19 protein-coding genes are annotated in these 25,142 nt (G+C 54.8%); 11 read left to right on the top strand and 8 right to left on the bottom strand.

Annotation, left to right across the window (positions count from 1 at the left end; all coding sequences use genetic code 11):
* The first annotated feature begins 1 nt into the window (after position 1).
* Complete coding sequence (gene pheT, locus IT971_RS20280; protein WP_063092450.1) at positions 2-2,410, top strand: phenylalanine--tRNA ligase subunit beta; 2,409 nt, start codon at positions 2-4, stop codon at positions 2,408-2,410.
* Positions 2,411-2,506: 96 nt separating this feature from the next.
* Here the strand turns inward: pheT and IT971_RS20275 are convergent, their stop codons facing one another.
* Together IT971_RS20275 and IT971_RS20270 are read right to left on the bottom strand one after the other, a co-directional pair.
* Positions 2,507-2,962: a hypothetical protein gene (locus tag IT971_RS20275; RefSeq protein WP_063092451.1), complete on the bottom strand. Its 456-nt coding sequence runs from the start codon at positions 2,960-2,962 to the stop codon at positions 2,507-2,509.
* A gap of 108 nt (positions 2,963-3,070) precedes the next feature.
* Positions 3,071-5,113, bottom strand: a complete 2,043-nt coding sequence (locus IT971_RS20270; RefSeq protein ID WP_063092452.1) for an ATP-binding protein — start codon at positions 5,111-5,113, stop codon at positions 3,071-3,073.
* Between the two features lie 534 nt (positions 5,114-5,647).
* Here IT971_RS20270 and lepA point away from each other — a divergent pair.
* Positions 5,648-7,453, top strand: a complete 1,806-nt coding sequence (lepA, locus tag IT971_RS20265; protein ID WP_007088706.1) for a translation elongation factor 4 — start codon at positions 5,648-5,650, stop codon at positions 7,451-7,453.
* A gap of 130 nt (positions 7,454-7,583) precedes the next feature.
* Entirely contained in the window at positions 7,584-8,042 is a 459-nt protein-coding gene (locus tag IT971_RS20260) for a heme-degrading domain-containing protein (protein WP_037988388.1), read from the top strand.
* Between the two features lie 41 nt (positions 8,043-8,083).
* Here IT971_RS20260 and IT971_RS20255 read toward each other — a convergent pair whose 3' ends face one another.
* Complete coding sequence (locus IT971_RS20255; RefSeq protein WP_007088708.1) at positions 8,084-8,425, bottom strand: helix-turn-helix domain-containing protein; 342 nt, start codon at positions 8,423-8,425, stop codon at positions 8,084-8,086.
* 103 nt (positions 8,426-8,528) lie between these two features.
* Here IT971_RS20255 and IT971_RS20250 point away from each other — a divergent pair, with 103 nt between their 5' ends.
* Complete coding sequence (locus tag IT971_RS20250; RefSeq protein WP_063092454.1) at positions 8,529-8,846, top strand: hypothetical protein; 318 nt, start codon at positions 8,529-8,531, stop codon at positions 8,844-8,846.
* Positions 8,847-8,896: 50 nt separating this feature from the next.
* The gene (locus tag IT971_RS20245) at positions 8,897-9,691 is read left to right on the top strand and encodes an SDR family oxidoreductase (RefSeq protein ID WP_007088710.1); all 795 of its coding nucleotides are present in this window, start codon (positions 8,897-8,899) and stop codon (positions 9,689-9,691) included.
* Positions 9,692-9,712: 21 nt separating this feature from the next.
* Here the strand turns inward: IT971_RS20245 and IT971_RS20240 are convergent, their stop codons facing one another.
* The 3 genes from IT971_RS20240 to IT971_RS20230 form a co-directional block, all read right to left on the bottom strand.
* Positions 9,713-10,126 carry a GFA family protein gene (locus IT971_RS20240; protein ID WP_063092455.1) on the bottom strand — a complete coding sequence of 138 codons (414 nt, stop codon included), beginning with the start codon at positions 10,124-10,126 and terminating at the stop codon, positions 9,713-9,715.
* A gap of 100 nt (positions 10,127-10,226) precedes the next feature.
* Positions 10,227-10,646: a hypothetical protein gene (locus tag IT971_RS20235; protein WP_063092456.1), complete on the bottom strand. Its 420-nt coding sequence runs from the start codon at positions 10,644-10,646 to the stop codon at positions 10,227-10,229.
* Between the two features lie 34 nt (positions 10,647-10,680).
* A complete protein-coding gene (locus tag IT971_RS20230) occupies positions 10,681-11,703 on the bottom strand; it encodes an NAD(P)/FAD-dependent oxidoreductase (protein ID WP_063092457.1) in 1,023 nt (340 codons plus the stop codon).
* A 230-nt stretch (positions 11,704-11,933) separates the two neighbouring features.
* Between IT971_RS20230 and tsaE the strand changes: the two genes are divergently transcribed.
* The 6 genes from tsaE (at position 11,934) to trxA (ending at position 21,307) form a co-directional block, all read left to right on the top strand.
* Entirely contained in the window at positions 11,934-12,410 is a 477-nt protein-coding gene (tsaE, locus tag IT971_RS20225) for a tRNA (adenosine(37)-N6)-threonylcarbamoyltransferase complex ATPase subunit type 1 TsaE (RefSeq protein ID WP_063092458.1), read from the top strand.
* Positions 12,407-13,516, top strand: a complete 1,110-nt coding sequence (locus IT971_RS20220; RefSeq protein ID WP_063092459.1) for an aminoglycoside phosphotransferase family protein — start codon at positions 12,407-12,409, stop codon at positions 13,514-13,516. The genes tsaE and IT971_RS20220 overlap by 4 nt, the downstream gene beginning before the upstream one ends.
* On the top strand, positions 13,516-14,289 hold the full coding sequence (locus tag IT971_RS20215) for a nucleotidyltransferase family protein (protein ID WP_063092460.1): 774 nt from the start codon (positions 13,516-13,518) through the stop codon (positions 14,287-14,289). Before IT971_RS20220 ends, IT971_RS20215 begins: the two co-directional genes overlap by 1 nt.
* Entirely contained in the window at positions 14,289-17,423 is a 3,135-nt protein-coding gene (gene addB, locus IT971_RS20210) for a double-strand break repair protein AddB (RefSeq protein WP_063092461.1), read from the top strand. Before IT971_RS20215 ends, addB begins: the two co-directional genes overlap by 1 nt.
* Positions 17,420-20,881 (top strand): double-strand break repair helicase AddA, encoded by a 3,462-nt coding sequence (gene addA / locus IT971_RS20205; protein ID WP_063092462.1) that lies wholly within the window; start codon positions 17,420-17,422, stop codon positions 20,879-20,881. The genes addB and addA overlap by 4 nt, the downstream gene beginning before the upstream one ends.
* A gap of 105 nt (positions 20,882-20,986) precedes the next feature.
* Positions 20,987-21,307 (top strand): thioredoxin TrxA, encoded by a 321-nt coding sequence (gene trxA, locus IT971_RS20200; protein WP_007088718.1) that lies wholly within the window; start codon positions 20,987-20,989, stop codon positions 21,305-21,307.
* A 99-nt stretch (positions 21,308-21,406) separates the two neighbouring features.
* On the opposite strand, the gene IT971_RS20195 is transcribed toward trxA, so the two are convergent.
* Both IT971_RS20195 and IT971_RS20190 read right to left on the bottom strand, forming a co-directional pair.
* Positions 21,407-23,089: a methyl-accepting chemotaxis protein gene (locus tag IT971_RS20195; protein ID WP_037988440.1), complete on the bottom strand. Its 1,683-nt coding sequence runs from the start codon at positions 23,087-23,089 to the stop codon at positions 21,407-21,409.
* Between the two features lie 235 nt (positions 23,090-23,324).
* Positions 23,325-25,010: a methyl-accepting chemotaxis protein gene (locus IT971_RS20190; protein WP_063092463.1), complete on the bottom strand. Its 1,686-nt coding sequence runs from the start codon at positions 25,008-25,010 to the stop codon at positions 23,325-23,327.
* Positions 25,011-25,142 lie beyond the last annotated feature (132 nt).

The following is a 25,142-nucleotide window of genomic DNA, read 5'->3' as shown; positions in this document are numbered from 1 at the left end:
CATGAAATTCACACTCGATTGGCTGAAGCAGCACCTCGATACCGATGCGTCGATTGATGTTATCGCCGAAAAACTGACCGATGTCGGGCTTGAAATCGAAAGCGTCACCGACCGAGCCGCAGCGCTTCGGGATATCCGTGTCGCCTATATCGAAGAAGCGGGTCAGCACCCGGATGCCGACCGCCTGAAACTGTGCCGGGTGAATACCGGTGATAAAATCATTCAGGTCGTTTGCGGTGCACCGAACGCCCGAACCGGGATCAAGGTTGCACTGGCACAGCCGGGCGCGATCATCCCGATTGACGGTTCGAAACTGAAACCGGGTAAAATCCGGGGCGTCGAAAGCCAGGGCATGATGTGTTCGACCCGCGAACTTTGCCTGGGTGAAGATCACGACGGCATCATCGAACTGCCGGAAGATGCCGAAATCGGCGCACAGGTTGCAACGGTTCTTGGTGCGGACGATCCGATCATTGAAATCGGCCTGACCCCGAACCGTCCCGATTGTACCGGTGTGCGCGGGATCGCACGTGATCTTGCCGCTGCCGGTCTTGGGGCGCTAAAGGCAGATCCACGTCAGGAAGCGGTTGCCGGATCGTTCGATAGCCCGGTGGGTGTCACGATTTCAGCAGATATTGCAAAAAATGCCGCAGCCCCGGCATTTTATGGTCGCTACATTCGCGGTGTTAAAAACGGCGAAAGCCCGGCATGGCTGAAAGCCCGTCTTGAAGCCATCGGTTTGCGTCCGATTTCGGCTCTTGTCGATATCACAAACCTTGTGACCCATGACCTTGCCCGTCCATTGCATGTATTTGATGCCGATAAACTGTCGGGTGACATCAATGTGCGCTATGCGATCAATGGCGAAAAGCTTGCGGCACTTGATAACAGGGAATACGAGCTGTCCGAGAGCATGGTCGTGATTGCCGATCAGGCAAAGGCACTTGGCATCGGTGGTATTATCGGCGGTGAAGAAACCGGTTGTGTCGAAGACACGGTCAATGTGTTTGTCGAATGTGCCCTGTTCGATCCGATCAGTGTTGCAAAAACCGGTCGCAAACTGCAGATCAATTCCGATGCCCGTTACCGGTTCGAGCGCGGCGTTGATCCGCAATCAATTGTCTGGGGCATGGAAGTTGCCACCCGTCTGATCACGGAACTTTGTGGTGGCGAAGTTTCGCACGTGGTCAAGGCCGGTGACGTTCCTGCGCCCAGGAACAGCTTTGATCTTCGCATTGATCGCATCCGGGAACTGGGGGGTGTCGACGTTGACGCCGATCAGGCGATTGCAATTCTGAAGTCGCTTGGCTTCGAAGTTACCGGAAATGCGCCCGTTATTACGGCTGTTGCACCAACATGGCGTCCGGATATCGTTGGCGAAGCCGATCTGGTCGAGGAAGTGCTGCGCATTGTCGGATACGATAAAATACCGACGGTGCCGCTGGAACGTGAAACCAGCCTGCCGGTTCCGGCCCTTAGCCCGTTCCAGAAGCGGGTCGGTCTGACCCGTCGGACACTGGCTTCGCGCGGCATGTTTGAAACCGTCACGTGGTCGTTCACGGACTCGCGTTGGGCAAAACTGTTTGCGGATTTGAAACCGGGGCTGTTCCTTGCCAATCCGATCAGTTCCGATCTTGATGTGATGCGGCCCAATGTGCTGATCAACCTGATTGCCGCAGTCGGTCGCAATCAGTCGCGCGGCTTTGCTGATCTGGCACTGTTTGAAGCTGGTCCGGAATTCTTTGGCGATCAGCCGGGGGATCAGCGTCTGGTTGCGGCCGGTTTGCGGTCGGGATCGACTACTCCGCGCAGCTGGACAGGGTCCCGTCGCGATATTGACCTGTTTGATGTCAAGGCGGATGCCGAGGCATTGCTGGAAGCCCTTGGTACTGCCGCAGCCAACGTGCAGGTGAATGCTGATGGTGCCCCGTCGTGGTATCACCCGGGCCGATCAGCCGCCTTGCAGCTGGGGCCGAAAAACATCCTTGGCTATTTCGGTGAACTGCACCCGAAAGTATTGAAAGCTTTGGGTGTCAAAGGGCGCGTCGTTGCGTTCGAGCTGTTCGTTGAAAACGTTCCGATGCCAAAGAAAAAAGGCCCCGGCCGCCCGTTACTGAATGCATCAAGCTTCCAGTCGGTCGAACGTGATTTTGCCTTCCTTCTGGATGCGGATGTTCAGTCCGAAGCCATTGTCAAGGCAGCACGGAATGTGGACCGTAACCTGATTTCGGATGTCACGATCTTCGATCTTTATGCCGGCAAAGGTATCGAGGATGGCAAGAAATCAATTGCTTTCTCGATCACCTTGCAGCCGACCAAGGCAACCCTGACCGAAGAAGAAATCGACGGGGTTTGTAAAAAGGTTGTCGCTGCTGTCGAAAAGGCAACAGGCGGTTCTTTGCGCGCCTAGGGTTTTCCCCGACAAGCATAATAAAAACGGGTCGCCTGTCTGGCGGCCCGTTTTTTGTTGTCCGAATGTGGGAATGTGCGCGAAGGCGCAAGGAAGCTATCCACCTGGTCGTTTACGCAAGACGGCAAATTCTTCTTCATCAAGGTCGACGGCCACGATGTCCGGACCATTGGTGTAAATCCGCCATTCCATATCGGTGTCATCGCATTCGATGTTAAGTTGATCGATCATGCTGTTCCATGTGCAGCTTTCCCAGTCGTCATCCGCTTCAAGCCGACCGGTTCCGTTATCGGACAGATGCATGACCAGCAGTTCTTCATCCTCGTCAACTGAGTAAACAGCGTAAGTTTCGTTTGCGAAACGGTAGTTGATTTCCTTACCATTCAATTGCCGCCATCCACGCGGCATAGGGGCATGAACATCGCGCTCGGCAAACAGGCTGGCCAGCGATTGCATGTGGCTGTTTGGCATGGTTCGCATGTCCGAGCCACATGCCGCCAGAAGCAACAAACCAGTCAATGAAAGTGCCGTATATAAACGGGTGCTAGTCATACCATGCTCCGTCGTGGCCGATGGTCATCAAGCGGGCAGGTTTTACCGACCCGCTTTGTGCTGTCTGTTTCAAAGCAAGATGCTTGCCACCCTTGGACTTGGGGGCTTTTATGGCTTCCCGCGCAGAGTGAAGACAAATGTTGCCCCGGGATCGGTCAGGGGGCGGGTCGTATCAAGCCATATCCGACCGCCATGCTGTTCTGCAATTTTCCGACATAGTGAAAGCCCAAGCCCGGTTCCGCTGAACTCATCTTTGTGCAAACGCTGGAACAGGCGGAAAATACGATGTGCATGTTCCGGATGAATGCCAATTCCATTATCGCGAACCGAAATACGCCAGAATCCGGGCATGTCGGGATCTCGCATGGCATGAATATCGATGTGAGGTGGGACGCCTGGGCGACGATATTTGATCGCATTCGACAACAGGTTCTGGAACAGACGAGACAAACTGATCCGATCACCGTTGATCACGGGCAGATCATTATGGGTAATGGTTGCCTGTTCCTGAACAATAATGGCCTTGAGGTCGGCTTGCGCTTCGTTAAGTACCTGATTGCAGTCGAGTTCCGCCATTTCATCATCGTTGCTGCCGGTTTTGGCATATTCCAGCAAATGGCTGATCAGTTTATGCATGCGCTTTGCGCCATCGACCGCATAGTCGATATATTCGTCCGCTTCCTGATCAAGTGATCCGCCATAACGGCGTTTCAAAAGCTGGGTATAGCTTGCGACCATGCGTAATGGCTGTTGCAGGTCGTGGGACGCGACATAGGCAAATTGTTCAAGGTCTTCATTGGTCCGCTTAAGCTGATCAAGGGTATCGCGAAGCTTGTTTGCATTTTCGACAAACTGGGTCACGTCGCGTGCGCTGCTGAATGTCATGCCCTCGAACGGACCAATGGCGTGCCACGCCAGCCATCGGGTTTCGCCGCGCTGATCGGAAATACGTAAAACCAGTTCTCTTTCCTGTGTATCGCCACTTTGCCGGTTTATGAAACTTGTGCGGATAGTTTCCCGGTCTTCTGGCAGGAAAAGAAATTCGACCGGCTTTCCGATCAGGTCATAGACCGCCTTGCCAACAAGTTCGGCCAATGCGGGGCTGAGGCCTTGCAGAATGCCTTCCATGTCGACTGCGATTGCAGGTTCTGGCGTATGATGCAGATAGGTTTCGAACGGGTGACAAAGTTCCTGCTGCGGGGCGATTTCCAGCAAAAGGACGGTAATGGTTTCACTGTCTTCTTCCTGGCGGCGTTGAGCCATCAGATAAAAGCGCTGGGTTTGACCGGCTGATGTCAGTATATCGACCATTGTGCCGATACGATTATCTTGCCACTCGTTGTCAATCAGCGGACTTCGTAGCTGTGCCCGCGATGCCGCGCCAAGACGTGACAGAAATGCATCGGCGGTTGGTTTGACATCGCCAAATTCAAGGCCGAGTATTTCCGGCCAGTTCAGACGAGATGTAAGAATTCCGGACGGGTTCTTTGACGACCAGCTTAAAATCGCACAGCCGCAATCAGACAGCGTGTTTTCTGAATCGTTGAAATGCTCGGCCAGGTCGGCGGCGCGCAAATGCTGTCGTTTCAGGCGCTGCCACAGCCAAACAGAAAGTCCCGCCATAATAACCAGCACGATCAGAAACAACGAGGCGTGAAGCATGATGGCTTCGCGCCAGTTGCCCAATAAAATGTGCCGCGGAATATAGGTCACAACGATACGGTCAAGCTGCGGCAAAATACTGTAGGCCATCAGCATCACGGTATTGCCATGCATGCACAGCAAACTGCCGCGATAGGCTTTTTGTTTGTCTATTTCGTCAAAAAGATCATCAACCAAATGGGGCGGGATGGTGCCGTTGATCTGATTGCGATCAGTATCCAGAACGCCAACGGAAAGATCGGGATTTTCATCAATGACGCGTTGCAGGTCGATTGTGCTGTTTTGCATCAGCACGGCACTCAGATGATAGGTGATGGCCATCATTTGCGCCCGCGCCTGATCAATCGCGCTGTCGTATAGTGTTTTCTGGATAAAGAAGAAGGAAAAAAGCAGGATCACCATGCCGGTCATCGTGAGCGCAGCCAGACGCTTTCGCAGTTTGCTTAACCCGCGTCGGGACAATGACGGCTCGATGGATGTCAGAAACATTTTCTTTGTTGCACCCTTGCCTGATCCTGCCTAACTGCCCCGGGATCAAAGCCTATGTTTTTTTGGTCGGGTTGAAAAGCTTTCAACCGGCAATAATGCGGATGATCTCATATAAAAAATCGCGCGGTGACAGCAACTTGCTCTTGTTCGGGGCATGTTGTTGCCATCAGGAAGGGACGATCATGCAAATCCGGGGCAGGGTGAAGGCGAATTCGCAGAACCGAATTCAAACACAGTGCTTCTAATTGAAGTTAAAAACCCCTATAAACCCGCTGTTGGCGATTGGTTTTTATCGCCAGGACGGCCAAGACGATCCGAAATTGCCGGTATCGCCCGCTTGCTCCGCGGCAGCACAACTTTTACTGCCGTGCCTTTCCAGATGTCGCTGCCTTGTGCAGGGCTGGCTGACCGGGATGGTGCAAACGGCGTGACACCGGCTTTGTGATAAATGATCGATGTGAAATGCGATCAAGTTTTGGCAAAAACCGAACCGAATTTTTGACATAACCATCGCCCAGTGCCAGAAGCAGCCATATGACCGATCTTAAGAACATTCGAAACTTTTCGATTATCGCGCATATCGACCACGGTAAATCGACCCTGGCCGATCGTTTGATCCAGCTTACCGGTGGTCTTACCGATCGCGAGATGTCCGAGCAGGTCCTCGACTCGATGGATATCGAACGCGAACGCGGGATCACCATCAAATCTCAGGCCGTGCGTTTGAAATACACGGCCAAGGATGGTCAGGAATATACCCTGAACCTGATGGATACGCCGGGTCACGTCGATTTTGCCTATGAAGTATCGCGTTCGCTTGCCGCGTGCGAAGGATCGCTTCTGGTGGTTGATGCCGCCCAGGGTGTCGAAGCGCAGACCCTGGCCAACGTTTATCAGGCGATTGATAACAACCACGAAATCGTGCCTGTCCTGAACAAGGTTGATCTGCCCGCCGCAGAACCGGACCGCGTCAAGGAACAGATCGAAGAAGTGATTGGCATTGACGCCAGTGACGCGCTGATGATTTCGGCCAAAACCGGTCTTGGTGTTCCTGATGTGCTTGAAGCATTGGTGCATCGTTTACCTGCTCCGACGGGCGATCCGGCGGCACCGCTTGAAGTCCTGCTGGTTGATAGCTGGTACGATTCATATCTTGGCGTGATGATTCTGGTGCGTGTCAAAGAAGGCACCCTGAAAAAAGGCCAGAAAATCCGCTTCATGAACGCCAAGGTTACCCACACGGTTGACCGTGTTGGCGTGTTCACGCCCAAGCCGCTTGCGCTTGATGAAATGGGGCCGGGTGAAGTCGGCTTTATCAATTGCGGTATGAAAACCGTTGCCGAATGCGAAGTCGGCGACACGATTACCGAAGAAAAACGTCCCTGCGCAAAACCGCTTGCCGGTTTCAAACCGTCCATTCCGGTAGTGTTCTGTGGCATTTTCCCGGTTGATACCAGCGAATATGATGTGCTGCGCGATGCGCTTGAAAAGCTGCACCTTAACGATGCATCCTTCCAGTTCGAGCCGGAAAACTCGACCGCACTGGGGCTTGGTTTCCGCTGTGGCTTCCTGGGGCTTTTGCATCTTGAAATCATTCAGGAGCGTCTTGAACGCGAGTTCGAACTTGATCTGATCACCACGGCACCGTCGGTTTCCTATAAAATCTCGATGACCAAGGGCGAAGATATTCTGCTGCATAACCCGGCGGATTTCCCCGATGTCACCAAGATCAAGGCGATTGAAGAACCCTGGATCAAGGCATCCATCATGGTGCCGGACGAATATCTTGGCGGCATTCTGACGCTTTGCACCGAACGTCGCGGCATTCAGCAGGACCTGACCTATGTCGGGAACCGGGCGATGGCGGTTTACAAACTGCCGCTGAACGAGGTGGTGTTTGATTTCTATGACCGCCTGAAATCGATTTCGCGTGGCTATGCCAGCTTTGATTATGAACTGGCGGGCTACGATGAAAGCGATCTGGTCAAGGTATCCATTCTGGTCAACGAAGAGCCGGTTGATGCGCTTGCATTGATGGTTCACCGGTCTGCTGCCGAACATCGGGGCCGCGAGATTTGCAAACGTCTAAAGGACCTTATCCCGCGCCAGATGTTCAAGGTCGCCATTCAGGCCGCCATCGGCGGCAAGGTGATCGCACGTGAAACGGTTTCTGCGATGCGTAAAGACGTGACAGCCAAGTGTTATGGCGGTGACGTGTCGCGTAAACGCAAACTTCTGGACAAACAGAAGGCCGGTAAGAAAAAGATGCGCCAGTTCGGCAAGGTCGAAATTCCACAGTCGGCCTTTATCAACGCCCTTAAAATGAGCGACGATAAATAAACCGATATTACGGCATCGAAACAAAGGCTGCATCCCATTGGGGATGCAGCCTTTTTCTTTGAGGGCTTTCGGCAATTCGTGCCATGCGTTATGGATAGGTCGTCATACCGTTTTGCTGCAGGAGCCCGCTATGGATCTTGAAATTCTTCAACGTCAGGAAGCCATCCTTGTCTTTGATCGCTTTGACGAGGAAACGGCGTGGGAAATCGGATCGGCCCTCGTGGCAGTGGCACGGGCACAGAGAGCCCCGGTTGTCGTTGACATCCGTACATCTGATCGCACCCTGTTCCACGCGGCCCTTTTGGGGGCAAAACCCGCCAATGATTCCTGGGCATATCGCAAAAGCAATCTGACGCTTCGCGAACATCAATCATCGATGCAGTTCGGATTGGCGTTGAAGGCCAAGGGCAAAACGCTTGCCGATCACGGGATTGATTTCGCCGATTATGCCGACCACGGCGGCAGTTTCCCGGTTCGCGTCAAAGGCGTTGGCGTGATCGCGGCAATCACCGTTTCCGGCCTTGCCTCGCACGAGGATCACGGGATGATTGTTGGTGTTCTTGAAGATTTTCTTGGGGTTTCGGCCTGACTCGGTTCGATTTCGGGTATCGGGTTATCGGCCAATGATCGTCAGCCAACTTTGAGTTCGGCAGGACGGGCTTCTGCCCATTTAAGCAGGGCATCCAATGCGGGGCACAATGATTGGCCCCATTCGCTCATGCGATATTCGACCTTGGGCGGCACCACCGGGTAAACTTTGCGTTCGATGATGCCGTCGGCTTCAAGCTGTCGAAGCTGCTGGGCGAGCATCTTTTGCGAAATGCCCGGGATCAGCTTTTCCAGATCTGAATAACGTTGCACCTTGCCGCCAAACAGATGGAAAAGAATGATCAGCTTCCATCGACCTTCAAGCATTTTAAAGATCGTTTCGACGTCTGATGCCGCAGTGACCGGCGTGTAGGTTTTCGCCATGCTTCAAGCCTGTTAGTTACTTACTTTAAAGTACGTACTTCCCAAAATGGGAGTTTGTTTGAAAAATGCCTGTCTGACAAGCAAACAGACAGGAACAAACAAGATGATCAAACTCCCTGAACCGATCACCGCATATTTTGATCCATCCAATAGCGTTGCCCAGAAGGTTGCGGCTTTCAATGAAACTGCAATTGTCGAAGACGAAAAGCAACGCCATCACGGCCAACCCGAAATCGGCAAATGGATGGAAGACGTCAAAGCAAAATACAACTTTGTCGCCGAGCCGATTGAAGTTGCCCATATAGCTGAACAATTTGCGGTGAAAGCCAAGGTCAGCGGTGACTTCCCCAACAGTCCGATTGAACTTGATTATCGGTTCGAACTTGCGAATGGCAAGATCGAAAAGCTTTTGATCGGCTAATCGACCGCGATTTTTGACGCAACTTTCCCAACAAAACAAGCGACCCGAAAATGTTTCAGCTTCCAGATCCTGCGCAGGAATTTGCGCAAAAACGCATAATTGTAACCGGCGGTACCAAAGGTACAGGAAAGGCCGTTTTTGAACGCATGATGGCGGGTGGCGGAACCCTGCTTACGGCGGCGCGGGGCGAGAAACCCGATGATATCGACAGCGATTGCTATGTGCAGGCGGACCTTTCAACCACGGCCGGCGTCGAAAAACTCGCCGCAGCTGCACAAGAACGCATGGGAGGAGTTGATATCCTGATCCACGTTCTGGGCGGGTCGTCAAACCCGTCCGGTGGCTTTGCCGTGATCGACGATGCCGGTTGGGAAAAGGAATTGAACCTTAACCTGATGGCGGCTGTGCGGTTGGACCGCTGTCTGGTGCCGGAAATGATCAGGCGTGGCAGCGGTGTTGTTGTGCATACCTCCTCAATTCAGCGGCGTTTGCCGTTATTTGACGCAACAACCGCCTACGCCGCAGCAAAGGCCGCGCTTACGACTTACAGCAAGGTTCTGTCAAAGGAAGTCGGCCCCAAAGGTGTTCGGGTCAATGCCGTTGCGCCGGGATGGATTTATACCGATGCCTCAAAGGCGATGGTCGAACGGATTGCAGAAGGCGGCGGTATCAGCGAGGAAGCCGCACGCCAAAGCATCCTTGATGCCTTGGGCGGCATCCCCTTGGGACGTCCGGCACAGCCGGAAGAAGTCGCAGAATTGATTGCCTTTCTGGCATCAAGCCGGGCGTCGTCGATTCATGGTGCGGAATATACCATCGATGGCGGCACGGTCCCGACCGTCTAGGAAAAGGACATTCGTGGTCGATCAGCTCGATTGATCGATATGTTCGATATCGGGGTCAATTCCCGCAAAGCTGGGCAGGGCCGTACTCATCCATAGATGCTTTTTTGCCTTGAAGGGCGTCGGGTCGTCGAAGCTGCCAAGCCTGAAATCAAGGAATTCGGGATAGTCGCCGTGCCGCCAGGTAAGGCTTGATCCGCATTTCGGGCAAAAGCCGCGAAACCGGTTGGGCGAACTTTCAAACTCGGCCGGTTTGCCTTCCCATTTTAGGGTCGCGGTCGGAAAGGTGACGAAGGTTGAGACGCCTGAACCGCTGTCTTTGCGGCACATGCCGCAATGGCAATGATTGCCGCCCGTCGGATCGCCAGAAACGGAAAAGCGCACCGCGCCACACAGACAACCGCCGGAATGAAGGGTGGTTTTATCGGCTGCGGGCATGGTGTGCTTTTCCTTTTTGATCAGGGCTTATTCCGCCAATGTTGCCAAGAGAAGGGGCCCAATCAACACCCTAATCGGCCGAGCTTGTTGTTGAAGGTTTTTAGTCTTCTAGAATAGGTTTGATTGCTTTTGATACGCATTTTGAAACGACCGTCCCACCAGCAATCAGCAGACCGATTGCCAATGTCATTCCAATCGTTAACATGATGCTCCCGCCAGAGCGGCCACGCATTGCCATTTCGAAAACGCTATTAAGTGTGAACATGAATATTATTGTTCCACACAGCAAGGTTCCGGCTCCGAACAATGCAAGTTTATGCATGTCGGTTAAAGGTGTGCGTTTTGCGGTGGACGGATTCTCAGGATTTTCCATTGCATTTTCCGGTTGCTGAAAATTTACTGCAATGACTTTAGGTGGTATTCCACCTGGATGGAAACGAAATTTGAAGCGTGACTGAGAAGAAAAAGCAAAAATCAGGCACAGAATCCTTGCCTGTTTGTTCGGAAAGCGCCCTAGCATAAAGGGCGCTTTCCTGAATGGTCTACAAGGCTCGTTACTCGTTCGGAACACCCGTCGTGGTGGAATATTCGAAATGGAATTCCTTGTCCGGGAACAGGTAGCTGCGCGCGGCATGGATGGCGCTGGCCCCTTCGGCAAAGCCTGACAGGATCAGTTTCAGTTTGTGCTCATAGGTCGCGATATCGCCAATCGCGAAGATGCCCGGAACCGACGTTGCCATCGTGGCCTGCGTCACACCGATATGGTTGCGATCAAGGTTAAGCCCCCAATCGGCAATCGGACCCAGTTCCATGGCAAGGCCAAAGAACGGCAACAGGTGATCTGCTTCCAGTGCAAGTTCCTCGCCCTTAAGCGTCGCAACGACGACATGGGAAAGCTTGCCATTGTCACCCTTGAGGCTCTTGAGCTGATAGGGAATGACCATCTCGATCTTTCCGGCTTCGGCAAGGGCCTGCAATTTTGCGCTGCTGTCCGGTGCGGCGCGGAATTTCGGGCGACGATGAACAACCATGACCTTTTCGGCGATGTCATGAAGGGAAAGCGCCCAATCAACAGCCGAATCCCCGCCACCGGCAATGACAACCTTTTTGCCGGCGAAATCGGCGCGGCGTTTGACGTAATACTGAACGCCGCCGCTGCCTTCGTAATCTTCAAGGCCGTCCATCGGCGGTTTGTTCGGGCCAAAGGCACCGCAACCGGCCGCAATCACAACCGCACCCGCATCAATGATGGTGCCGACCGAGGTTTCCAGCGTGAAACGGCCATCGTCACGCTTTTCAAGTTTGATCACCTGCTGACCGAGATGATAGGTCGGCTCGAACGGGGCGGCCTGTTTGGCCAGCTGATCAATCAGGTCCTGACCGGCAATTTGCGGATGGGCCGGGATATCGAAAATCGGCTTTTCGGGATAAAGCGCGCTGCATTGCCCGCCAACCATATCAAGCGCATCAATGACATGTGTTTTAAGCCCCAGCATTCCGGCTTCGAAAACGGCGAAAAGCCCGATAGGGCCAGCGCCAATTATGGCGATATCGGTGCTGTACGATGCGTCTGACATGTTCATTCCATCCAAATAACATCAGGTCGATAAAAGCGACGGTAATTCATAGCCTGAATCATATATGTGCGAGATAACATTTGGGACCGGTTATCGCAATGTAAACCGGCCTTTCCCGCCGTTTTTAACCTTGTGCGCGGGTTGCCTTTATCCTTGCACGTAAAATCATTGCGAAGGATGGTCCCGTCACCCTACAAATAGGGTCAGCTTGCAATCAATTGACGGATATCATGATCAGGACAGTTACTGTCAGCGACCAGAACGGGACAGAAGCCCTTGCCGGGAAACTTGCCGCATTGGCAAAGCCGGGTGACGTGATCCTGATGCATGGGACACTGGGCATGGGGAAAAGTGCCTTTTGCCGGGCCTATATCCGTGCGTTGGCCAACAATCCGCATGAAGAAGTTCCCAGTCCGACCTTCACCCTGGTGCAGATTTACGAACTTGCTCCCATCCCTGTCTGGCATTTCGATTTGTATCGGTTGTCCGATCCCGAAGAAATCCACGAGCTTGATATCGAAGATGCCTTTGCCGATGGCGTCAGTCTGATTGAATGGCCTGACCGGCTGGAATATCTGACGCCCGAAAATCGTCTTGATATTCATATCGAACCCGGATCAACAATTGATGCGCGGGTGTTTCAGCTTCTTCCGCACGGTGCCGATTGGCAGAAGCGCATTGAAAATCTCGATGAGGTTGCATCATGAATGCGGCGGCACGACAGGATGTGATTGATCTTTTCCTTGGGAAAAACGGCTGGCGTGATGTGGTGCCGGTGCCGTTGGTCGATGACGCCTCTGCACGGAAATACTATCGTCTGGATGACGGTCGCCGCACCGCTTTGTTGATGGATTTTCCCATTGATGCCATCAGCGTTGATCCGCACGGCATCCATGAGAATCCCGAACGCCCGGCATCTGTGGCGCCCGTGATGACAACGACAGACCTGTTCATGCAGGCAGGCTGGCGCGTACCGGCAATCTATGCCAGCGATGTGTCGCAGGGTCTTGTCCTGATCGAGGATTTTGGCGATCTGACCTTTACACGGGCGCTCGACCAGAATGGGGCGTCCAAACCGGCCCTTTATCTTCGGGCGGTGGATCAGTTGATTAACCTGCATCGCTATTGCGATACAAAAACGGCGCGGGCCCGGATGCAGGCAGAGGCCGATCTGGTGGTTTACGGGCCGGATAATTTCAGGCGTATGCTGAAAAGCTTCAAGGATGACTATCTGCCGTTGATCATTGCCGATCCGGTCCGACGCAATCAGGCCATGATTGATTTTGACGTGATGCTTGATGGCGTTTTGCCGTCATGCTGGAAAACCGGCACGGTCATCATTCACCGCGACTATCACGTCGATAACCTGATGCTGGTTGAAAATGACGAGGGCGGCGAGGATTGCGGGATCATTGATTTTCAGGACGCCGCAATCGCCCCACGGCCCTATGATCTGGTGTCGTTATTGCGTGATGTCCGGCATGATATCGGTTCGGAACTCGAAGCCAGTCTGAAGGATCGTTATTGTGCAGCCTTCGAAAATCTGGATCATTCCGATTTCGAAACATCATATATGGCCTGCAATATGGTAAGGAATTTCAGGATACTGGGCCGGTTTGGCTGGTTGGCGATCAAGGCGGGCAAACGACGCTATTTCGATTTCATCCCGCGCTGCTGGGAATTGATCCTGCGCGATGCAGACCGCAATTTACCTGAATTGGCGGCATGGATTGCAAATTATATCCCGGTTGAGGCACGAATGGCCCCGTCACTTTCCGGCGCACGCCAATCGTCCGAACAGGGGGCATCCTGATGAGGGATAACACCGCAAAGGCGCAAGCAATGGTCCTGGCCGCGGGGTTTGGCAAACGCATGCGTCCGATCACCGATCACATGCCAAAACCACTGGTTCCGGTTGCGGGGAAGCCGATGCTTGATCATGTGCTTGATAAACTGGCGGATGCCGGGTTTGATCAGGCGGTGGTGAATTGTCACTATCTTGGCCAGATGATTGTCGACCACGTCGCCACCCGGACCCTGCCACGGGTTCTGTGCTCGCCCGAGGAAGACTTGCTTGAAACAGGCGGTGGGGTGAAAAAGGCCCTGCCAATGCTTGATGATCAGGCTGTGCTGGTTGCCAATGCGGATGTTTTCTGGACCGAGGGGGCGGAGCCGCTTTTTGACCGCCTGACAGAGGCCTTCGATCCGGACCATATGGACGCGTTGCTTGCGATCTATCCGGTCGAAGGGGCGTTTGGTTATGACGGTGCGGGTGATTTCTTCTGGCAGGTCGATGGTCGGTTGAAGCGTCGCGGCGATGCCGTGTCTGCCCCGTATTTCTTTACCGGTGTTCAAATCCTGTCGCCGCGATTGTTTGAAAATACCCCTGATGGCGCGTTTTCATCAAATCTGGTTTACGACAAGGCTTTGGCATCGGGGCGCTGCTTTGGTTTGGTTCATGACGGGGATTATTTCCATATCGGCACGCCAGAAGCATTGGCCGATGCCGAAATCGTCATCGCAGACGCTTTGGCGCATGAAAGTGCCGCCAGAATGGCAAAAGCAGCCAAAGCCGGGGGCGGTTGATGGCGGATCTGTTCGATTATATGGACGCCGCCGATCACTTTGCCGCACCGGCGGCACAGCCTGAAAACCTGTTTTATATTCCGCCGGGCGCTGCATTTGCCGATCTGATCGCAAAACAGTTGATGGCGGAAACCGCAGCAGAGCCGGTCGCCTTACCTGATTATGTCCTGATGGTACCCAATCGCCGGTCGGCAAAGGTAATGCGCGATGCGTTCCTTCGTCAGTCGAATGGGGCGGTGACCATGCTGCCGACCATCCGCGCATTGGGCGAGGCTGACGAGGACGAACTGGCGATTTATGGTGCAGGCGGCGAACAGGCGGCCCTTGATCTGCCGCCATCCATTCCGGATTTGCAACGAAAACTGCTGCTAACCCGTCTGATCATGAACCGGCCCGATCATAAGGGTGATAAACCAACCGCGGATCAGGCCGCCCGTCTGGCCGGGGAACTGGCGCGGTTTCTTGATCAGGTACAGACCGAAAATTGCAAATTTGATGATCTTAAGGGGCTGGTGCCTGCCGAATTTGCCGAACATTGGCAATTGACGCTGGAATTTCTGCAAATCCTTACCTTGCACTGGCCGGCCATTCTGGAAACCCATCAGGTCAGTGACCGGGCCATGCGCCGCAATGCCCTGATTGCCGCCCAGATTGATCTTTGGCGCGATAACCCGCCGGCCGCACCGGTGATCATTGCCGGGTCAACCGGCCCGTTTCCGGCATTGCGTGATTTGATGAAGGCTGTGCTGGCAATGCCCCGGGGGCGCGTGGTCCTGCCCGGCCTGATGACGGGGTTGGGGCGTGATGACTGGCAGGCGATTAACGAGGATGCCACCCACCCGCAACATCTTTTGGGGACAACGTTGCGCCATATCGGGCGTGATCCGGGGACGGTCCTGATCTGGCCATCGGTACCGCAATCGTACCCGCAGGATGAAGAACGCCGACGATTGACGCGCGAGGCCCTGCGCCCGGCGCAAACAACCGACCAATGGCGCCATATCGCCAATTTCGCGCCAGAAATTCTGGATGGCGTTCTGCGGGTTGACTGCTCCGGCGCGCGCGAAGAGGCCGCGACGATTGCGCTTATGATGCGCGACGCCTTGGAACATCCCGGTAAAACCTGTGCTCTGGTAACCCCGGATCGCGGCCTGGCGCGCCGTGTTGCCACGGAACTGCGTCGCTGGGAAATCGAAATTGATGATTCCGCAGGCATTCCGTTGCATGACACAGCGCCCGCAATCTATTTGCGCCTTGTCGTGCGCGCCGTGCAGGAGCAATTTGCCCCGGTGCCCTTGCTGGAGCTTCTGAAACATCCGCTGAGTGCGGCGGGGCTTCCGCCGGAACAGTTCCGTGTCCTGGCCCGGCAAATGGAACAGTATGTTTTGCGTGGCGCGCGTCCCGGTCCGGGGCTGGACGGCTTGCAGGTGGCGCTGGATGGCTGGCGCGATGAGACGATTGATCGCATCACCGCGTCCGGGGCGGATAACGCGGCCCCGCGGATCGAACGTATTCGCGATGATCATGCGCGACTTTCCGATCTGATTTCCCGGTTTGAAGACAGTCTTGCGCCTTTGCTCGATCTGATGGATGAAAAATCGATCTCGCCGGTGGGGGCCCTGCGCAGTCACATCATGGCCGCCGAAGCCCTTGCCGCAAGCGACGTGCAGGATGGTGCCGAACGGCTTTGGCGTGGCGAAGCGGGCGAAGCCCTGGCTGATTTCGTCCACGAATTATTGCAGGCCCTGACAGATTTCGTTCCGATGCCGGGTATCCGGTATGCAGCCTTTCTGGATGCCTTGATGGCTGATCGTGCGGTGCGTCCGCGTTATGGCAAACATCCGCGCCTGTTTATCTGGGGCACGGTCGAAGCCCAGATGCAGCAGGCCGATCTGACCATTCTGGGCGGTTTGAACGAGGGTGTCTGGCCGCCCGAGGCCGGGGCCGATCCTTGGATGAGCCGCCCGATGCGGCGTAATTTCGGCCTTCCGGCACCTGAACATCGGGTCGGGCAATCCGCCCATGATTTTCAACAGCTTTTCTGTGCGCCTGATGTGGTCATGACCCGTGCGCTGCGCGTTGAAGGCACGCCAACTGTGCCGTCCCGCTGGTTGTTACGGATTGAAAACATTCTTCGGAAGTCGGGCGTTTCAATGGAAAAGCCGGATGCCCATGCATGGCGTGCCTTGGCCGATCTGCTGGATGAACCGCGCGATGACATGCGCCGCAAAATTGGCCGTCCGGCACCAACGCCGCCGGTTTCCGCCCGTCCAAAACGGTTGTCGGTTACCCAGATTGAAACATGGATGCGTGATCCGTATGCGATCTATGCCCGGCATATCCTTGGTTTGCGCAAACTTGACGGGGTGGACGAAGATCCCGGTGCGGCGGATTACGGCAACCTGATCCATGATGCTCTTGATCAGTTTATTTCGAGATACCCGGATCATTTGCCACCGGATGGCGAACAGGAATTGATCATGATCGGGCGGGCGGTGTTCAAACCGCTTGCGGCCCGGCCCGGCCTTTGGGCGTTCTGGTGGCCACGGTTCGAGAGGATTGCCCGCTGGTTCATCCAGACGGAGGCAGCACGCCGGGATCATGTGCGCAGATCCTATACCGAACAATCCGGTACGCTTGAAACCGCGACCGGGTTCGAAGTTTATGCCCGTGCGGACCGGATTGACATGCTGCGCGATGGCGGGATCGCGATCATTGATTATAAAACCGGCATGCCGCCCAGTCAGACGGACGTTGCCAATGGCTTTGCTCCGCAATTGCCGCTTGAGGCCGCGATTGCGCAGAACGGCGGATTTAAGGATGTCCCGGCCGGTCCACCGGCTTCCATGGCGTTCTGGAAGCTTTCCGGTGGCGACCCCGCAGGTGAAATCCGCGAGATTGATACCAAACGCATGAAAACCACCCCGGCGGAGCTTGCGCGTGATGCGGTGGCCGGGGTCAATGCACTTGCCACCGCATTTGACGACGAAAATACACCTTACCTGAGTGTGCCGCACCCGGATCATGCGCCAAAATATTCCGATTATGTTCATCTCGCACGCCTGCGCGAATGGATGGGCAGCGAGGATACGGAGCAAGAGGACAGCAAAGATAATGGGGGGCGCGACGCATGACCGAAATTCGCGGAACCGATCCCAATATCCTGCAACGCAATGCATCCGATCCGATGGCCTCGGTCTGGGTGTCGGCATCGGCTGGTGCCGGCAAGACCAAGGTTCTGTCGGATCGGGTACTGCGCCTGATGCTGTCGGGGACCGAGCCCCATCGCATCCTGTGCCTGACCTTTACCAAGGCCGCCGCGGCGGAAATGGCCAACCGCGTCAATGAACGGCTGGGTCATTGGGCAACGATGGAAGATCGTGAACTTCAGGACGATCTTTTCAAACTGGCCGGAACGGCACCAAGCGTTGATGAAACCCGCCGTGCGCGCCGCCTGTTTGCATCGGTTCTTGATGCGCCGGGCGGGATGAAAATCCAGACGATCCACGCCTTCTGTCAGTCATTGCTGCGCCGTTTCCCGCTCGAAGCCGGGCTGGCACCGCATTTTGAAATCATGGATGACCGTACTGCGGCCGAAACCATGGCCGACGTTCAGGAAGAAGTACTGGCCTTTGCCCGAAATGGCCGGGATGACGATCTGGCTGATGCCCTGTCGGTCGTGACCGGACAGGTCCGCGAAGGTGCCTTTGGCGAGGTCATGGGCGAATTGGCGCGTGAACGCGGCCGGTTGAAACGCATGCTGATACGCCATGGCGGTGCGGCACGCATGCGCGATGCGGTTTATGCGGCACTTGGCGTTCCCAACGGCCAAAGCGAGGATGATATCCTGCGCAAGGCCCTATCCGATGATGCCTTTGATCGGGATGGGCTGATGCGTGGATTAGCCGCACTTGAGGCGGGCACCAAAACCGATCAGGATCGTGTGCCCGCATTGGCCCAATTCCTTGAAAAAACCGGTATCGAGGATCGGTTGGCGGTGTTTTCAGATTATCGCGGTGTCTTCTTTACCGCCGCAGGAGAACCGCGTGCCAAACTGATCACGAAAAAAGCCGCCGAAAACCATCCGATGGGGGCCGATGCGCTGGAGGCCGAATGTGCCCGTCTGATCGAAATTGACCGTTTGCGCAAAGCCGCCGCATTGGCCGGTGCCACATCGGCCCTGATCCGTATCGGCAATGCGATGCTGGATCGTTATGCCGCGAAAAAGGCGCTGCATGCCCGCCTTGATTATGACGATCTGATCCTGACCAGTCTGCAGTTATTGCAACAGCAGGCCGGGATTGCCGGGTGGGTTTTGTTCAAACTCGACGAAGGTCTTGATCATATCCTGATTGACGAGGCACAGGACACCAACCCCGAACAATGGGAAGTGGTGCGTATTCTGGCAGAGGAATTCTTTGCCGGTGCCGGGCAGCATGATGAAAAGCCACGGACAATCTTTGCCGTTGGGGATGCGAAACAATCGATTTACAGCTTCCAGCGCGCCGATCCCGAAAAATTCACCCAGATGCGGGCCTATTTCCGCGAACGGGCGCGCGAAATCGAAGCCGAATGGCGCGAAGTCCCGATGAATATATCGTTTCGTTCAACCGATGCCGTGCTGGGCACGGTGGACCGGGTTTTTGCCGGGATGATCGCGAAACAGGGGGTGGGCGATGATGGTGCCGATGTCAGTCACAGTCCGTTCCGTGTCGGGCAGGCCGGTCGGATCGAATTGTGGCCGGCGGTCGAACCGCAGGAAAGAGCCGCCGAGGACCCGTGGACCCCACCAACCCGTATCGTGCGCCTTGAGGACCCGGAAATCCGCCTTGCGCGGGTAATCGCCGGGCGTATCCGCCATGCAATCGACACCCGAGAGGAACTGACATCGCGCGGACGTCCGGTGCGGGCAGGTGATTTCATGATCCTGGTGCGACGTCGGACGGCCTTTGTCGACGAGGTCGTCAAGGCGTTAAAGGAACGCAACGTTCCGGTTGCCGGTGTGGACCGTATGCAGATCACCGATCAGCTTGCCGTGATGGACCTGATCGCCTTTGGCCGGTTTCTTCTGATGCCCGAAGACGACCTGACATTGGCCGAGGTCCTCAAAAGCCCGCTGATCGGGTTTGACGATGATCAGTTGTTTGCGATTGCCCATAACCGTCCGCGCACCCTTTGGCTTGCCTTGCGCGAAAAGGCAGGCAGTGATGATGCCGATCCGGCCTTCCTTTCGGCCTATGAATTCCTGTTCAAATGGCTGGGACGTGTGGATTACGAACGTCCGTTCGAACTGTTTGCCGAACTTCTGGGTGGGCGCGGTGATGATGCGCGCGGGGTGCGCGCACGTCTGGTCGGGCGGCTCGGGATCGAAGCAAACGACCCGATTGACGAATTCCTTAACCTTGCCATGGGCTACGAAGCCGATCATGCGCCGACCTTGCAGGGGTTTCTGCACTGGCTGATGGCAGGCGACGCCGAAATCAAGCGTGACCTTGAACAAAGCGGCCGTGACGAGGTCCGGATCATGACGGTGCATGGGGCCAAGGGCCTGCAGGCGCCCATCGTATTCCTGCCCGATACCATGCAGGTACCAACACAGGCGCCCAACCTGTTCTGGCAGGAAGATCGCGACCTGATGTATTGGCTGCCACGTGTGGCATTGGAAACCGATGTGGTTTCGCGTCTGCGTGATGGCATCGCGGTGAAGCGCGATCAGGAATATAACCGCCTGCTGTATGTGGCGCTGACGCGCGCCGAAGACCGGCTTTATATCTGCGGCTGGCAGGGCAAGCGCAAGGCACCCGATCATTGCTGGTACAATCTGTGTCAGCAGGCGATGGAGGGCTATGCGAGTTCCGAAACATTCGATTTTACGGAATTTTCGGGGTCCGGCTGGTCGGGCGACGGTTGGGTATGGGAAACCGATCAGCGCGAAGCGCCTCGGGCAGACAAGGTCACTGCCGCGACCGGCACCGCCGATTTGTCCACGCGCGTTCTGATTCGCGACATCGCGCCGACCGAAGCCTTCCCGCCAAAACCGCTGGCACCCAGCCGCCCGCTTGAAGAAGAGCCCTCTGTGCAATCTCCGTTGGGCGGGGATCAGGGGCAAAGTTTCAAACGCGGGCTTCTGATTCACAAGCTGCTTGAACTGTTGCCCGACCTGCCCGAAGCCAAAAGGCGGGATGCCGCCGAACGGTTCCTTGCCCAGCCGGTGCATGCGCTTGATGCAGACCAGCAGCGTGAAATCACCAGTGAAACAATCGCGATCTTTGAAAATCCCGAATTTGCGCCGGTGTTTGATACGGGATCAAGGGCCGAGGTACCATTGGTTGGCATTGTCGGCGGAGACGTCGTTTCCGCCCAGATTGACCGTCTGGTGGTGCGTGAAAACGACGTCATGATCGTTGATTTTAAAACAAATCGGCCGCCCCCACGCGATGTCGAGGGCACACCACGTGCCTATCGTCGGCAGATGTCGATTTACAAGGCGGCACTGGGCCAGATGTACCCGGATAAAAACATTCGGTGTTACATCCTTTGGACCAACGGACCATGGATGGTCGAGCTGCCCGAACACATCATGAGACTGTAACGCGCTTGACCTTTGCGTCGGTGCTGCCTACCTTTGCCTCCATACAGCGGATCGAGGTTGGAGGGGAAACCCGACTTGGCCTCGTAACAACCAGGAACTGATAGTATGACCACGATTAAAGTATCCGATACTTCGTTCGATTCCGACGTTCTGGGTTCCAATGACCCGGTCCTCGTCGATTTCTGGGCGGAATGGTGCGGCCCGTGCAAACAGATCGCGCCGTATCTGGACGAAATTGCTGGCGAACTGGGCGGCAAGCTCAAGATTGCCAAGGTAAACATCGATGAAAACCCGAACACCCCGGCAAAATACGGTGTACGTGGTATCCCGACCCTGATGATCTTCAAGGGTGGCGAAGTTGCCGCGATGAAAGTTGGCGCGCTGCCGAAAAGCGCTCTTGTCGACTGGATCAATCAGTCGATCTGATCATCTGATCGGTGACGATCTTAAAACATCAAAAGGCGGGCTGTGTCATGCAGCCCGCCTTTTTCTTTGAACTTTGTATCGAAGACTTGTGCCGTTTGATCAGGCGGCCCGGATGTTGGCCAGGAAATCGTTGATTTGGGACATCAGGACGTGTGATTTGTCGCTAAGGCTTTCCGCAGCATCCATGACTTCACCAGAAGCGCCTCGTTCGTCTTCGGCAGAGTGCCGGAGGCCGTTGACATTGCGTGACACTTCCTTGGTTCCCTCGGCGGCTTCGGACACATTACGGGCGATTTCACCCGTGGCGGCATCCTGTTCGCTGACGGCTGCGGCAATTCCACCTGCAACTTCGTTCAATTCGTTCATCCGACCCGAAAGGTGCTGGATTGCGCCCAGCGCATTTTGTGTCGATGACTGGATATCGTTGATCTGGGTTGCGATGTCTTCGGTTGCGCGGGTGGTTTGATTGGCAAGGTTCTTGACCTCGGCGGCCACCACGGCAAACCCTTTACCAGCTTCTCCCGCCCTTGCTGCTTCGATGGTCGCATTCAGTGCAAGAAGGTTTGTTTGTTCTGCAATCGACTGGATCAATTCAACAACTTCGCCAATCTTGTCGGATGCATTTCCGAGCGCAGCAAAGATAGAGCTGGCTTCCTCGGCTTCTTCGGCACCCGACTGGGCAATCTGCGAACTACGATTGACCTGAAGTGTGATTTCATCAATCGCGGCGGCAAGCTGTTCGGCGGCGGAGGCAACAGTGTCCACATTTGCCGACGCTTCTTCGGTCGCCGCCGCAACAGCGGTGGCTTGGTTGGTTGTCGACACCGATTGATCCATCATGTGGCTGGCTGTGCTGCGAAGCTGCGTTACCGCTGCATTAACAACTGTCAGGTTCCCGGCAACCTCTGTTTCAAAGTTGCGGATCATTGCATCGATCTTTTTGGCACGCTGAAGCTGTGCTTCCTGGTTTTCCTGCTGTTCACGTTCAAGTTTGTCAGCTTGGATCCGGTTCTCGCGGAAAATCAGCAAGGCCCGTTGCAGGTCGCCAATTTCATCTTTGCGATCTGAATTTGTGATGGCGATTTCGGTATTGCCGTTTGCCAGATTGTTGATCGCGGTGGTGATCGATTTAAGCGGACGAGATGTCGACCGGTCGATCATGACGCCGAGGACAGCGATGATGAAAAGCATGGCAAATGCGACCACAATATTGGTAATCGCGCGCTGCCAGAATAATGCATCAACATCATCAATATAAATGCCGGTGGCAACGATCCAGCCAAACGGTGCGGCTTTGGCATAGGAAAGTTTGGGGAATGTGCCTTCCTTCCCCGGCTTGTTCCAGGTGTAAGGGACAAAAACACCGTCGCGCTGTCCGGCAGCCTTTGCCAATTCTACAAACAGTGCAATTCCGTTCGGGTCCTTGATGTCGCGGCCTTGCTTGCCATTCAACTGTGGCTGGACAGGGTGCAAAACAATTCGGGTATCCGGCTTGAATACAAAAACGTAATTGTCATCGCCAAAACGTTGCGCATTCAAGGCTGCAAGCGCCTGCTCTCGGGCATCTTCATCCGACAATTGTCCGTCTTTGGACAGTTGCTGATAATGCTCCAGAGTTGTGTTGGCCATTTCAACAACATTGCGAACAGTGTTTTTGCGATCATCAACCATGGTCGCGCGAAGGTTGATCAAATCAATTGCTGAAAGAGTGGTCAACGCAAGCGCAACGAGCACCAGAACCAGTCGTAGTTTTGTCGATATGGAAAGATTGGATAGGGTCATGAGCGTTTCCAGATAAGCCGTTGGTGGCATTCACGCCTCATCTCCAAAACGTGTGGGGACGGTGTTTCTGCCGGTTTTGTTATTCTTTTCCGGTTTTAGGCTTTTTCTAGACTGGAAATCTTGCGATAGATCAAAATCAACTGAAAGTTGCTTTTTGTCTTTTCCGAATGTGCCGTCCCAAAATACTTTGACGGTTTTCAGGACGGCACAGCTGAAAGTTCAGTATCAGATTGGCTTATGCCGCCCTGATATCGTTCAGGAACTGTTTGATTTGCTCCATCAGGTTTTGCGATTTGCTGTTCAGGCTGCCGGATGCCGCCAGAACCTGACCGGATGCTTCGCGTTCTTCTTCGGCGGCCTTGCGCAAGCCGACGACGTTTTGCGCGACATCCTTGGTGCCGGTTGCGGCTTCGGCAACGTTGCGGGCAATTTCGCCGGTTGCTGCATCCTGTTCACGTACGGCGGCGGCAATGCTTGCCGAAACCTCGTTCAGTTCCTTCATTCGACCCGAAAGGTGCTGGATCGCGCCCAGTGCATTCTGGGTCGATTCCTGAATACCGCCGATTTGACCGGCAATGTCTTCGGTCGCGCGCGTGGTCTGGTTGGCAAGGTTTTTGACCTCGGCCGCAACCACGGCAAAGCCTTTTCCGGCATCACCGGCACGGGCGGCCTCGATTGTGGCGTTGAGTGCCAGAAGATTGGTTTGCTCGGCAATCGACTGGATCAGTTCAACCACTTGCCCGATTTTGTCGGAAGCCGTTCCAAGTTCTGCAAAAATCGTACTTGCGTCATCGGCTTCGTTTGCACCCGACTGTGCGATATCAGAGCTTCGCGAAACCTGCGACGTGATTTCATCGATGGATGCAGCAAGCTGTTCTGCCGCGGCCGCAACGGTATCGACATTGGCTGCTGCCTGTTCGGTTGCCACGGCAACGTTGGCCGCACGGCCGGTGGTTTCGTCAGACTGGCTGGCCATGCCTGTTGCCGTGGTGCGTAATTGCTCCAACGCGCTGTGAACCGTCGACAGATTGCCTTCGACTTCGATCTCGAAACTTTTAATCAGCTTTTCGATCTTTTCTGCGCGGGCAATCTGGATCTTGTGTGTATCTTTCTGCTCCTGTTCAAGCTTTTCGGCCTGTTCGCGGTTTGACCTGAAAACATCAAGCGAGCGGGCCAGCGCACCGATTTCATCACGCCGATCTGTTTCGTTTGTGGTGACGCTGGTATCACCTTGGGCCAGTTTGTTAAGCGCCTCGGTGATCATTCGCAGGGGTCGGGTTGTTGATCTGTCAATCGCAAGTCCGGCCATTCCGATGACGATCAGCATGGAAATCGCAACAGCGATGTCATTGATGGCGGTTTGCCAGAAAATGTCATCAACATCATCGATATAAACGCCGGTTGTTATCACCCAGCCCCACGGCTTGAATGTTTCGGCAAAGGCCAGTTTGGGAAATACCCCGTCATGCCCCGGTTTGTTCCACTCATAGGTCAGGAAACCGCCTTCGGGATGACGTGCTGCCTTGACCATTTCATCAAGGACCGGGACACCGTTGACATCAATCACCTGTTTACCGTTCTGGCCGTTCAGTTTTGGCTGGATCGGGTGCAGTATGACCTTGGTATCAAGACCCAGTACAAACACATAATTATTGTCAGCGTAACGCGCATTCTGAATAAACTCTGTTGCACGGGTCTGCGCTTCGTCGAGGGTGATCTCACCGGATTTGGCGAGCTGATCATAATGGCTAAAGATCGAACGGGTCATATCGACGACTTGCCGGACATTGGCTTTCTTTTCTTCGACCAGTGCAGATCGCAGGGTCACAAGATCAAAGACCGCCAGACCGCCCAGCGCAAAAGCCGTCATTACCAGTACCATCCGCAATTTGGCGGAAAGCGAGAAATTGGAGAGTTTCATCGGGTTCTCCGTATTTGGATGTAAACGGCGGAAACTGCATGCAGCAAAAGCTGTCAGGTCAGCATAACTGCAACATAGGGTTGTGCAGATGTGCGGTTTTATAAAAAGAGCTTTGCCAATTGTTCCTGATCG

Origin of the sequence: Thalassospira sp. B30-1 (genome assembly GCF_015767575.1) — a bacterium.
GTDB lineage: Bacteria > Pseudomonadota > Alphaproteobacteria > Rhodospirillales > Thalassospiraceae > Thalassospira > Thalassospira xiamenensis.
The sequence above is the reverse complement of the archived record's forward strand: the minus strand, read 5'-3'. Positions and strand labels throughout refer to the sequence as shown.